The following is a 12,085-nucleotide window of genomic DNA, read 5'->3' on the forward strand; positions in this document are numbered from 1 at the left end:
GTCCGGGCTCGATCAGTGGGAGGATCCGCCCGCAGCGGGCCCGACGCCGGCGCCGCGGAACTGCGGGGAGGTCGGGGAAGCCGGTCAGGCGTAGGCGCCGAGGAGCCGGACCGATCCGCCGTCGACGCCCTTGGCGCCCTGCACGTAGTCGGGCCCGTCGGTGCTCCCGTTGCCCGCCACCTGCACGCTGCCCATGACCCACGAGGGAACACCTGCCGCGTTCAGCTGTGCCAGGGCGGCGTCGGCGCCCGGGGCACCGACGATGGCGACCATACCCACGCCGAGGTTGAGGGTGCGCTCGAGGTCCGGCAGCGGCACGGAACCGAGCTGCGAGACGAGGGTGAAGATCGGCGGGAGCTCCCACGTGGAGCGCTCCACCGTGGCCTCGAGGCCGCGGGGGAGCACGCGCGCGAGGTTCGCGGCGAGCCCGCCGCCCGTGACGTGGCTGAAGCCGTGCACCTGCGCGGCGTCGTTGCGGGCCAGCGCGAGGCAGTCGGAGGCGTAGACGCGCGTCGGCTCGAGGAGTTCCTCACCGAGCGTCCGCCCCAGTTCGGAGACCTGCCGGTCGAGGGCCCACCCGGCCTGGTTGATCACGCGGCGGACGAGCGAGTAGCCGTTCGAGTGGAGGCCCGAGGACGCCATCCCGATGACCACGTCACCTGCGCGGACTCGCTCCGGGCCGAGGACGCGGTCGGCCTCGACGACGCCGGTCGCGGCGCCTGCGACGTCGTACTCGTGCTCACCGAGCAGGCCCGGGTGCTCGGCGGTCTCCCCGCCCACCAGGGCGGTGCCGGCGGCGGAGCAGGCCGCCGCGATGCCGCGGACGATGTCCGCGATGCGCTCGGGCACCACCTTGCCGCACGCGATGTAGTCGGTCATGAAGAGCGGCTCGGCGCCGACCACCACGATGTCGTCGACCACCATGCCCACCAGGTCGAACCCGATGGTGTCGTGGATGTCCATGGCCTGCGCGATGGCGACCTTGGTGCCCACGCCGTCGGTCGACGTCGCGAGCAGGGGACGCGTGTAGGTGAGGAGGCGGGACACGTCGTAGAGCCCGGCGAAACCGCCCACCCCGCCGAGGACCTGCTCGCCGTGCGTCGCCCGCACGGCGTCCTTCATGAGCTCGACGGCGCGATCACCCGCTTCGACGTCCACTCCTGCGCTGGCATACGTGATGGGGTTGGACGCGCTCATACCCGCTCTTTCCTGTCTTCGTCGGTCAGTACGGCTTCGAGGTCGGCATCCGGTCCGGGATCGCATCCCGTGGCGCCGGACTTGTCGGCGGGATTGGAGCGTTCGAGCAGGTTCTTGCCGAGGCGGTCGTCGTCGGGCAGTTCGATGGGGTAGGTCCCGGTGAAGCACGCGGTGCAGAGGCGCTCGCGGGGCTGCTGCGTCGCGTCGATCATGCCGTCCTCGGAGATGTACGCGAGGCTGTCGGCGCCGATGGACTTGCTGATCTCGTCGATCGCCGCGCCGTTGGCGATCAGCTCGGCCCGTGACGCGAAGTCGATGCCGTAGAAGCAGGGCCAGCGCACGGGCGGGGAGGAGATCTTCACATGGACCTCGGCGGCGCCGGCCTCGCGCAGCATCCGGACGACGGCGCGCTGCGTGTTGCCGCGCACGATCGAATCGTCGACGACGATGATGCGCTTGCCGCGGATGACCGATTCGAGGGCGTTGAGCTTGAGCCGGATGCCGAGCTGGCGCAGGGTCTGGCTGGGCTGGATGAACGTGCGGCCCACGTAGGCGTTCTTCACGAAACCGTGGGCGAAGGGGATGCCCGATTGCTCTGCGAAGCCGACGGCGGCGGGCGTGCCGGATTCCGGGACCGGGATCACGATGTCCGCCTGCGCCGAATTCTCGCGGGCGAGCTGGCGGCCCATCTCCACGCGGGACTCGTAGACCGAGCGGCCGGCGATCGCGGCGTCGGGCCGGGCCAGGTAGACGTACTCGAAGACGCAGCCGGCGGCGGTGGGGGAGGCGAAGCGGCTGCTGCGCACGCCGTCCTCGTCGATCGCGATGAACTCGCCGGGCTCGATCTCCCGGATGTAGCTGGCGCCCACGGTGGCGAGCGCGGCCTGCTCGGAGGCGACGACCCAGCCCCGCTCGAGGCGTCCGAGGACGAGGGGGCGGACGCCGTAGGCGTCGCGTGCGGCGTAGAGGGTGCCCTCGTCCATGAAGACGAAGCAGAAGGCGCCGCGGATGCCCGGCAGCAGTTCCATGGCGGTCTGCTCGAGCGAGCGGCCGTCGTTGCCCGCGAGGAGCGCGGTCACGAGGGCGGTGTCGGTGGTGTTGCCCTGCGCGAGTTCGCCGGCGCGGGGCTTCCCGTGGCGGGCGAGGACCATCTCGTAGAGCTCGGCGGAGTTGGTCAGGTTGCCGTTGTGCGCGAGGGCCACGGTGCCGGCGGCGGTGGCACCGAGGGTTGGCTGGGCGTTGGCCCAGTGCGAGGACCCGGTGGTGGAGTAGCGGCAGTGCCCGACGGCGATGTGGCCGGTCAGGGTGTTGAGCGTGGCCTCGTCGAAGACCTGGGACACGAGGCCCATGTCCTTGTACACGTTGATCCTCTGGCCGTCGCTGGTGGCGATACCCGCGGATTCCTGGCCGCGGTGCTGCAACGCGTACAGGCCGTAGTACGTGAGCTTGGCAACCTCCTCGCCGGGCGCCCAGACGCCGAAGACGCCGCAGGCATCCTGGGGTCCTTTTTCGCCGGGAAGAAGATCATGGGAGAGTTGTCCGTCGCCGCGCACCATGCGCCCATTCTCTCACGGCGGGCAATGCCGCCCGCGCGATGGGAAGGCGGCGTAGGGGCGGCCCGCGGAAGCTCAGCCGTCCGCCGCGACGAGGCCCGTCATGCGGCCGGGACATGCGGCGTACCCGCGATCCTTCCGATCAGCCGCTCCATCCGTGCGAGGCCCACGAAGCGCCCCGCGTTGTCCGTCACGAGCAGGGGAGCGAAGCGTGCACTGCTGTCCCGGGTGATGGCGCGGGACAGTGCCTCGCCGATGGGGGTGTCCACGTTGACGACCAGTCCGGGCGTGACGACGCCGAGCCGGGCGGCTTCCTCGGGCAGGACCGCGACGGGCCGGCGGCCGTCGAGGAGCACGACGTCGGCGAGGAGCGGGTTCGCTGCGAACAGTGCTGCGGCCCCCGCCGGTGACGGGGCCGTGGCGGCGGGCTCGACGACGCCGCGCACGGTCTGCGACGACGTCGAGCGCGGGGAGGCGGACAGCCGCAGCGCCAGGTCGACGTCGAGGGTGGACCACGGGGGCGCCGGACGGCCCAGCAGGTACCCCTGGACGAGGGGTACCCCGAGGGCGGCCAGGGCGTCGAGTTCCTCGACCCTTTCGATGCCCTCCGCGAGGAGCCACGCATCGACCCTTCCCGCGAAGAGCCCGAGCATCTCGATCAGGGCGCGCTTGGCCTCGTCCGTGTCGATGCCCCGGACCAGTTCCCGGTCCACCTTGATCATGGCGGGTCGGAGGGCGAGGAGGTGCTGCAGGCCCGCATACCCCGACCCGGCGTCGTCGACCGCGATCAGGGCGCCTGCGGAGCGCAACGCGTTCAGGTGGGGTTCCAGCTGCAGATAGGAGTCGATGGGCGTCTGCTCCGTGAGCTCCACGATCACGCCGCCCAGGTTCCCCTGCTCCACCCAGACGTCCCGGACCACGGGGGAGGGCAGGAGGTGCGGCGATACGTTGACGGTGAGGAAGCAGTTGCCCGGCAGGCCGGCGCGGTGCGCGAACGCGCTGCGCAGTGCTGCTGCCTCGAGTTCGGCGTCCCGGCCCTCCCGGCGCGCCCGGGCGAACCATGCCTCGGGGTTCTTCTCCTCGTACCCGGGGAAGCGCACGAGGGCTTCGTAGCCGACCACCGAGCCGCGGACGGTGTCGATGATGGGCTGGTACGCCGAGGAGATGCCCTCGCCGCGGCATGCGCCGTCCAGTTCGGCGGCCTCGCGGAAAGCCTGGTCCTGCCCGGGGGCGTGCATCGGGGCCGGCGGGGTCAGGCGGCGACGATGTGGGTGCGCACGGCCCCGACGAGCTCGGGTGCGAGGTCCGTCAGACCGTGGACGGCCGCGGCATGCTCGCCGACGCGGGCGAGGATCTCGTCCTCCGAACTGCAGACCCAGCGGGCTTCACACCCCGGTACGACATCTCCACATGCGAACGCCTTCATGGAAAACTCCCTCTTCTGCGGCCCTCGGACCGGCCTGATCGATTGCCCCTCCTCCTACTTTCGTCAGGTCGGGAGGCACCGTTAGCCGAACCCCCGCATCCGATCCGGAGCGGTGGTGACGCCGTCGGAGGCCTACGCGGCGTCGTCGTCGTACGTGCGCTCGGCGCGGGCACGCTCGGCCCGCCTGATGCTGCGCCGGTCCACGAGAAGCACCAGCAGGGCTGCGAGGAGCAGTCCGGGCAGGGCGAACGCCACGGTGAAGAATCCGAGGATGGACTCGCGCGTGAGCGTGGGATCCTCGGGCCCGGTGTAGGCGACCACGAGCGCCGCGAGGAAGCCGAGGATCGCGCCGACGGCCATGAAGGGGATGAACTTCGGAGCCCTCCGGACGGTCACCTCGCGGTGGCCAGGGGCTTCGGTGGAACCGGGTCCCTCCGGAGCCCGGACCGGTGTCGCATCCCGGTCCGTGGGAGCGGGCAGGCCGTCCGCCGGCACCGCGCCGCGTGCGTCAGGCTGCTCGGGCGTGCTGTTCGGGAGGGGCTGCTCGGAGGTCATGCTTTAAGGCTACCGGGACTCAGGGTTCGAGCCGGACGAGCTGGTAGCCCGCCTCGCTGAACACCAGGGTGTAGTCGGTGCCCGGGTAGCGCTGTTCGGCGTGGGCCTCGGCGTCGCTCGGGTGCACCGCACCCCAGCTCCAGTCGTCCGCATCGACGATGAGGTACTCCGGTGCCGGGTTCGCGTTGCCGAGCCAGTACACCCGGGACTCGGGGACGAGGTAGGCCATGAGCACCACGCCGCTCTCCACCGTCGCGTCCTCGGGAATGAGGTCCATCATGCGGTGTGCGGCATCCCAGCGCTCCGACTGCCGGTACGTCTCCGGCTCGGCGAGGGCGGCGAACTTCTGGGCGGGCAGCAGCGCCAGGCAGGCGACGACAGCCACGGGGACACCGGCCAGCGCACTCCGGCGGACCCACTCCCGCGGGCTCCTCCGCAGCGTGGTCACGCCGTCGAGGAGGGCCAGGAACAGCACCGGCATGAGGACCGCGCTGTAGTGCCACTCGGGCCCCCAGTACCCGCCCTGGCCGGAGGCGAACCGCCACAGGAGGGTCGGCAGCAGGACCAGGCTCAGTGAGGAGCGGAGGAAGAGGATCCCCCCGGCGAGCAGGAGCAGCAGGAGCGTCTCGTGCTTGGCCGTGCCGGAGACCAGGTCGACGACGGCACCCGCGGGGTCCGCGATCATGGCGCCGACGTCGATCCGGTCGGAGTAGTCGTACTGGCCGCCGGAGTTGAGCGCGGGCAGGATCAGCCGCACCGAGAGGATCAGCCACAGGGCCCCCCACGCGGACAGCCACAGGCCCGCTGCGTTCCGGAGCCGCCAGGCGATGACCAGCCCGAGTGCCATGACGGTGAGCCCCAGGTCCTCCTTCACGAAGACGAGCAGCCCTCCCCACACCACCGCGGGCAGGACGCGCCGCCGCAGGACGGCCTCGAGGCTCAGGGCCAGGAGCGGGACGGCGAACGCTATCTCGTGGAACTGCGCGGCGACCGCCGACTGCAGGCCCCAGGACAGGGCGTACGCGATGCCGACCGCGATCCCGGCGAGTGGCCCGACCAGCCGCATCCCCGCGCGTGCCACCACCGCCACCGACAGGCCGAAGAGGAGGTTCTGCACGATCAGAAGGGTGAGGCCCGACGGCGCGATCGCGTACGCCGGTCCCAGCAGCACGAGCAGGGGGTGGAAGTGATCACCCAGCAGGTTGAAGCCCTCGCCCTTGAGCGGAACGATCGGGGCGCCGAAACCGGAGTAGGCCTTCGCGAGCTGCGTGAAGATTCCGAGGTCCCAGGACGGGGAGCTCAACCGGTACCACTGTGTGATGGAGAAGAGGGTGTAGACGAGGGTGGCCGCGAGGCCCGTCAGCCAGGCTCCGAGGGGCTGCCTCCTCACCGCCGCGACGGTCCGCGCCCGGAGGGTGCCCAGGCGGTCGGAGGCGCTGCGCGCTACGGGCTCCTCCTGCCGGGCGGTCGCCGCCGTCGGGTTCGCGCCCGACCGACCGTTCCTGCTCACGCGCGGCGCCCGAACAGGGGGAGCCAGGCGCTGAGGTCGGCGCGCTGCCCCGAGGCCGCGACCCTGCCGGCGGTGACGGCTTCGGGCCAGGTCATGCTGCCCGTGACGAGGGCGAGCCACGTGGCGGCGTCCGTCTCGACGACGTTCGGCGGCGTACCGCGGGTGTGGCGCGGTCCTTCGACGCACTGGGTGACGCCGAAGGGAGGCACCCGTACCTCCACGCTGTTGCCGGGGGCCAGCTCTGCGAGCTCCTCGAGCGTGAAGCGCACGGCGGCCGCGACATCCGCGCGGACGGCCGAGCCGTCGGCCACCTGCGCCAGTGCCCGGTGGCCGTCCTCGGCCGGGATGCGTCGTCGTGCCATGGTGCTGCCGCTCTCAGTCGAGCAGGGCCAGGACCGGAGCGGCGAGCCGCAGGCTGCCGACCGGGCGACCACCGCCGAGGACCGGGGGGACGACCTTCTCGAGGACGGCGCCGACCTTCTCGGCGTCGATCGCGCCGGACGCGGCGAAGAGGGTCAGGCCGACGAGGGTCGCCGCACGGGAGTTGCCGTCCAGGACCTTGAGGGCGAGGGAGGCGCCGGTCCGCGCGCCGAGGACGAGCACTCCCTCCGCGCCGCTCTTGGCGACCACCCCGAGATCGTCCATGACCACGGAGTTCTCCAGGCCGTTGCCGTGCACCGCCCAGGGATAGTCGAGCATCGCGGTGGCGATCGTCGCCGCACGGGCATCGGCATGCTTGTCCGAGGGGGCCCTGGACACCTTGCCGATACCGCGGGCGAGGCCTGTCAGCGACACCGCGGCGACAGGGGCACCGCAGCCGTCCACGCCCCACGCCGCAACGGACTCCTCCGTGTACTCCTCGATGACCGAGGCCACCGAGCGCTGGAGCGGGTGCGTGGGCTCGAGGTAGGTCGATGTGTCCCAGCCGTTCTCGGTGCAGGCCCACAGGAAGGCCGCGTGCTTGCCGGAGCAGTTGAACGCGATGCGCTGCTTGCCCTTGCCGCTGCGCACGAGGTCGTTGCGGGCTTCCTCGTCCTGCGGCCAGTCCTCCGGGCACTGGAGGTCGTCCTCCGTGACGCCGGCAGCCGCGAGCATGGTGCGCACCACGTCCATGTGCTCGTTGCTGGCGACATGGCTCGCCGCCGCGAGTGCCACCTGCGGTCCGCGCAGGGGCACGCCCGCCTTCATGCTGGCGAGCGCCTGGAACGGCTTGAGGGTGGAGCGGGGGAAGATCGGGCTGGTGATGTCCCCGAGTTCGGTCACCACGGAGCCGTCCGCTGCCAGGACGACGGCGGCACCCACGTGGCGGGACTCGATGAAGCCGTTGCGTTCGAGGACGGCGAAGTCGACGGCGTCAGCCGTCGTGAAGGTGGAGGGCATGCGTCCAGTATTCCTCATCGGCTGGGCGCGCCTGCCGTCTGTTCGTCCTGTGCACGACTCCTCGGCCTTCACCCAGGTTCTGCCGGCGGCCGATGATCGGCCATCGGTCAGGTTCGAAGGTGTGAGGTGTTCGAGCACGGCCGAAGCTGCGTGAAGGGCGCCTGGGCCGCGATGTCCCGGGTGCCGACGGGTTCGTCGTCATTTCTGCGCCCCCCCCCCCCCCCCCCGGGCGGCGTCCTGCTATTTCACACTGCGTGGGAGGTTCCCCCAGCGATCGTCGTGAAGGTCCGCGACGGGCAGGTGCGCGGAAACGGACGGTCGTGCAGCAGTGCGTCGTGCATCTGGTCCGCGACTCGTTCCGTTACGCGGGCCGGCAACACCGCGACGGGATCCTGAAGGCCCTCAAGCCCGTCTACACAGCTCCGAATGAGGGAACGGCGAAGGACAGGTTCGCCGAGTTCACCGCCGAGTGGGGCGGGCGGTATCCAGCAATCCGTCAGGGCGCGGCCACTTTCCCAACGAGACCGCAGCACTGAAGTGCCTCTACCTCGTGGCCCGGTCTCTTGATCCGACCGGCGGTGGTAGAGCACGCTGGGTGATCAGGTGCAAGCCAGCGCTCAATGCGTTCGCGATTACCTTCGCAGGACGCTTCGAGAAGACCACTTACTGATGAAAACCGCCGGACCCCACACACCGTTTATCGGACAGTCCCTGAAGGACAGCAAGAGCGCAGAGTCGGCCGGGTAGGGGAGTGAGGGGTGGCAGGCGGGCCCCTGGCGAATTACTACGCTCGAAGGGGATCTTCAAGCCATTCCAGTGGCTATCTCATGTGTACGTTCCGGCCGGTGCCCTTGCTGCGCGCCTTCCGCAGTAAGGACAGGAAGCGTCGGTGCCCTTTCGAAGTAAGCAGACCCTTGAAGCGTGGGTCGAAGAGTTCCGCACCACTCGGGAAGGCGGTGCGCTGATCACCGTCTTGGTGCAGGACGGCGTCGATGGTGCTGATACCGGTCTTGTGACAGTGCCCTTGCGCGATGACGGCACGGAAATCTACATGCAGCCCGTCGCCGTCGGCGACCCGGCGTGGTCGATCACCATCGGCATGCGGAACGCTGAAACGACCTTGAGCGCAGCACAAATGCATGGGCTTGCCGCGGAGCTCCTTCTTGCAGCCTCGCTGTGTCAGTTCCTTCAGGAAAAATCCGCGGGCCACCTGGAAGAACCAGAGGACGACAGTCCCCACTAATCAAATCCGTCCACCATCCAGCACAGGATCCATCGCTATCGTGCACGTCTCTTGGCCGCGTGAACCGTGAGGGCTCCCGCAGGGCGGTACTTCCGGTCCCTCTGCGTGACTCGCCGGGCTTGTTGAGACGGGCTTGTTGAGACGGGCTCGTTGAGACGGGCTCGTTGAGACGGGCTCGTTGTGACGGCTAGTGTCCTGCGACTCTGCAGCAGTTCGAGACGCACAAGGTGGATGTTTGGGGGGGTCCAGCTTCGGTGGTTGATGATGGCGAAGGAGCCAGCGCCGGTGACGAACAGGGTCCCCATGAGCAGGGTCATGACCATGGGTGGTTCGGCGCCGAATCCGATGGCGAGGGTGGCGATGCCGATCAGGGGGAGGGATGCCAGGCCGACGACGGCTAGTGCTCGGGTCAGGAGTGTGTCCTCGCGTTCATCCCCGGTCTGGGTCCACGCACGCTCGAAGGTCGTGGCACGTTCTGGCCGGCGAAGTACTCTCCATGCCATGACGAGGGCTCCTGCGATACCGATGCCGAGTCCGACGAGGAACCCGGGGATCATGTGGCCCGGGGCGTGCTCGCGGAGCAGCACCAGGGCGATGGCCACCAGGCCGAGGATCACTCCCAGGATCCCGAGGGCCACTACGTTGCGGTGAAGACGCTTGTCAGTCTGTATGGAAGATTTCCTCTACTGGGCGGTGGAAGTAGCGGGCAATGGCGATAGCCAGGGGCAGGGACGGATCGTGCCGGCCCGTTTCGATCGAGTTCACGGTCTGCCTGGAGACCCCGAGGGTCTCGGCCAGCTCCCGCTGCGACATGCCGGTCTCGGCGCGAAGATCGCGGATCCTGTTTTCCACGCCACCCCTTGATGTAAAACACGCTTGTCCTGACAAGGGTCCTTTACGCGTGGGTGGTTGTCAATCCTTTGCACGCTCGAGGTACCGATGAACGAGGTCTCCAGCGTGCCGCTGTTCCTCGTCGCTTTGCCCTGGAAAGCCGTCGAGATGCGTTGCGCGACTGACCAGCATGCTGCTGCATCACGTGAGAACGCGGCGGCGCGCAGTTGCGGTTCGTGGAACATCAGGCGGCGTACACGCAGCTGGTGCTGTGCGAGATCGGCCAAAGGCCCGCAGACGAAGGACGAAAATTTCCATAGGCTTTGGGGCCATCACGTGGATGCCCCGCTCCACCGCCTCCAGCCTCAGGCCCTGCGCAGTGCGTGAGCGTTCCGCCTCGAGTGTGACCTCTGCCCAGCGGCAGGACGCCATCGATCACGGGTGTGTGGTGTGCCCTTGAAGTCCAGCCTGCTGCTAGGGGATAACCCGAGGTGTTCAGCCAAAACGGGAACATCGCGTACGCGCTCGTTATCGCCACGGCAAGCCGTATTGTGTTGCGGTCCTGTCACCGTCGGAGGCGCTGTCGTCGTCTGCTCAGTCTCCCTGGATGCGTTCAAGCAACTCGTCCATCGTCAGTGAGGTCTGGACGAGGGCGATCCTTTGAGAATTCGCACTTGACGGGTTGGTGTATGTGTTGATCGCGTCGGCGAACGCGCGCGCTGCTGTTGGAGTTATGCCGCTCGTATAGCTGGAGATGGAGGCGCGCACCGCGGCGATGATGGCTGCTGCGGTCATCACTGATGGGACCGGTGGGGATGGGGCGGACACGCCCGTGAGGAACTCGGCGATTGTCGTCTCGTAGCGCGCATACCAGAGGAGTTCTTCCGCGAGTAGCGCTGGGTTCCTGCGGAGGATCTGTTCTCTCATTTTGGCGTCGTCCGGGACCGCCGTAAGCGCGTCGACGATCAGGGCGGCTCCCTTTGCGGCCCGGTGGAGGGTCCGTTCCCCTTGGTGCTGCAGGAGGTAAGTGTGCACTTCTAGGTGGTAGACCTCGTGGTCGCAGGAGAACACCTGGTTCTTGCCGGTGAAGAGCCGGAAGAACTTTCGACGGGAGATTCCGGCGGCGGCAATGATGTCGTCGACGGTGACATCATCAAGGCCGCGTTCGACGATCATCGGGACGACAGCACGTCGGACTGCAAGCCGTTCGGCCTTTCCGCTGTCGTTCGGACCGTTCCAGCTGCCGGAACCAGCCGGACGAAGGGTCAGTACCATCGTGCTCTCCTCGTTGTGGGTCGCCGCAGTATCCAGGGTGACATGACGGCGACCGCGACTCATAGACCAGTGATGATCCTGTATCGGTCCGTCCAAGCTCCGACACCGATCGGCGCTTCCCTCAAAATTCTGTCGTACCCGTGCGGGCCGCCGGGTCGAACGTGCAGCTCACACGAGATGCCGGCGGCATAGAAGCGCGACGCATAGGCAATGCTCTCATCACGGAAGATGTCGAGTTCGCCGATTTCGATGAACGCCGACGCCAGTCCTGTGAAATTCTGCAACCGTGCCGGTGCGGAGAGCGGAGAGACGCTTTCGGTGCCGAGGGTATCTCCGAGGAGGGCGCGCCAGCCGGTGTAGTTGTTGTCGTACGTCCATGCCGCGAACGGAGCGATGTGCGGGTCGGGTTGCATGTTGCGGTCATCCAGCATCGGATAGATGAGGATCTGCTTCGCCAGAGGAACGCCTGCGTCCCGCGCGGCGATTGCGACGCCAGCCGCGATACCGCCGCCGGCGCTGTCACCCATGATGGCGATCCGTTCGGGATTGACTCCGAATTCCTCTGCGTGCTCAATAAGCCACTGCACGCCTGCGAAAGTGTCATCCACGAGAGTCGTGCCAGGATGTTCGGGCGCCATCCTGTAGTCGACCGCTAGGAAGGGCACCCCAGTGTCCTCGACGTAGGTGGCGACGAACCGGTCGTATAGACCGACGGAGGCGCAGATCATCCCGCCGCCGTGAGCGTAGACGACTGCAGATCCCGGCGCAGATCCGGCCTTCGTGTACCAGCGGAGCAGAATCGTAGCTCCGTCCGGCAATGTCAGGTTGAAGTCCTCGCTCGAGACGCTCGGAGTCTTCCGTTCCAGAGAGGCCATCATGGCGACCGAAGTGTTGGCGACCTCGCGTAACGTGAGCGCGTCGCCTCGGGGCGTCGCGGGAATTTCGGTTCCTCCGCCCACGGCGAGCATCGCCGCGATATCGGGGTCCAGGGTGAAGGGCATCGTTGCATCCTTTCCATCTCGCAACACTGCGAAATGATTCTGTGTGCCATTAGTGTGGCACACAGAATCGCTTATGGGCAGAGGCGATGTGGGGGCGGTTACGCTGAGTGCCAG

General features: G+C 68.4%; 13 protein-coding genes and 1 pseudogene. 2 read left to right on the top strand and 12 right to left on the bottom strand.

All coding sequences use genetic code 11. The features are described 5' to 3' along the window. Positions 1-84: 84 nt before the first annotated feature. From purM to ACIQCY_RS01820, 8 genes are all read right to left on the bottom strand, one after another. A complete protein-coding gene (gene purM / locus ACIQCY_RS01785; RefSeq protein ID WP_400482171.1) occupies positions 85-1,197 on the bottom strand; it encodes a phosphoribosylformylglycinamidine cyclo-ligase in 1,113 nt (370 codons plus the stop codon). After that, positions 1,194-2,753, bottom strand: coding sequence for an amidophosphoribosyltransferase (gene purF, locus ACIQCY_RS01790; protein ID WP_400482172.1), 1,560 nt, complete (start codon positions 2,751-2,753; stop codon positions 1,194-1,196). Before purF ends, purM begins: the two co-directional genes overlap by 4 nt. 98 nt (positions 2,754-2,851) lie before the next feature. Beyond that, positions 2,852-3,988 carry an EAL domain-containing protein gene (locus tag ACIQCY_RS01795; RefSeq protein WP_400482173.1) on the bottom strand — a complete coding sequence of 379 codons (1,137 nt, stop codon included), beginning with the start codon at positions 3,986-3,988 and terminating at the stop codon, positions 2,852-2,854. A gap of 14 nt (positions 3,989-4,002) precedes the next feature. Further along, entirely contained in the window at positions 4,003-4,176 is a 174-nt protein-coding gene (locus ACIQCY_RS01800) for a DUF1059 domain-containing protein (RefSeq protein ID WP_400482174.1), read from the bottom strand. A gap of 132 nt (positions 4,177-4,308) precedes the next feature. Further along, entirely contained in the window at positions 4,309-4,731 is a 423-nt protein-coding gene (locus ACIQCY_RS01805) for a hypothetical protein (RefSeq protein ID WP_400482175.1), read from the bottom strand. A 19-nt stretch (positions 4,732-4,750) separates the two neighbouring features. After that, the gene (locus ACIQCY_RS01810) at positions 4,751-6,241 is read right to left on the bottom strand and encodes a DUF2079 domain-containing protein (protein ID WP_400482176.1); all 1,491 of its coding nucleotides are present in this window, start codon (positions 6,239-6,241) and stop codon (positions 4,751-4,753) included. Beyond that, positions 6,238-6,603 carry a sterol carrier family protein gene (locus ACIQCY_RS01815; RefSeq protein ID WP_400482177.1) on the bottom strand — a complete coding sequence of 122 codons (366 nt, stop codon included), beginning with the start codon at positions 6,601-6,603 and terminating at the stop codon, positions 6,238-6,240. Before ACIQCY_RS01815 ends, ACIQCY_RS01810 begins: the two co-directional genes overlap by 4 nt. A gap of 13 nt (positions 6,604-6,616) precedes the next feature. Then, a complete protein-coding gene (locus tag ACIQCY_RS01820) occupies positions 6,617-7,621 on the bottom strand; it encodes an asparaginase (protein WP_400482178.1) in 1,005 nt (334 codons plus the stop codon). 314 nt (positions 7,622-7,935) lie between these two features. On the opposite strand from ACIQCY_RS01820, the pseudogene ACIQCY_RS01825 reads away from it, so the two are divergent. Continuing rightward, positions 7,936-8,291, top strand: a pseudogene (locus ACIQCY_RS01825) (transposase); the annotation flags it as partial. Positions 8,292-8,510: 219 nt separating this feature from the next. Beyond that, positions 8,511-8,864: a hypothetical protein gene (locus ACIQCY_RS01830; RefSeq protein ID WP_400482179.1), complete on the top strand. Its 354-nt coding sequence runs from the start codon at positions 8,511-8,513 to the stop codon at positions 8,862-8,864. A 35-nt stretch (positions 8,865-8,899) separates the two neighbouring features. On the opposite strand, the gene ACIQCY_RS01835 is transcribed toward ACIQCY_RS01830, so the two are convergent. The 4 genes from ACIQCY_RS01835 to ACIQCY_RS01850 all read right to left on the bottom strand — a co-directional run bounded on the left by ACIQCY_RS01835 (position 8,900) and on the right by ACIQCY_RS01850 (position 11,971). Further along, positions 8,900-9,502, bottom strand: a complete 603-nt coding sequence (locus ACIQCY_RS01835) for a hypothetical protein (protein ID WP_400482180.1) — start codon at positions 9,500-9,502, stop codon at positions 8,900-8,902. A 22-nt stretch (positions 9,503-9,524) separates the two neighbouring features. Next, on the bottom strand, positions 9,525-9,716 hold the full coding sequence (locus ACIQCY_RS01840; RefSeq protein ID WP_400482181.1) for a helix-turn-helix transcriptional regulator: 192 nt from the start codon (positions 9,714-9,716) through the stop codon (positions 9,525-9,527). 573 nt (positions 9,717-10,289) lie between these two features. Continuing rightward, a complete protein-coding gene (locus ACIQCY_RS01845; RefSeq protein ID WP_400482182.1) occupies positions 10,290-10,970 on the bottom strand; it encodes a TetR/AcrR family transcriptional regulator in 681 nt (226 codons plus the stop codon). A 59-nt stretch (positions 10,971-11,029) separates the two neighbouring features. Next, entirely contained in the window at positions 11,030-11,971 is a 942-nt protein-coding gene (locus tag ACIQCY_RS01850; protein ID WP_400482183.1) for an alpha/beta hydrolase, read from the bottom strand. Between the last annotated feature and the right edge of the window lie 114 nt (positions 11,972-12,085).

Source organism: Arthrobacter sp. NPDC092385 (assembly GCF_044755105.1).
Taxonomy (GTDB): Bacteria; Actinomycetota; Actinomycetes; order Actinomycetales; family Micrococcaceae; genus Arthrobacter_D.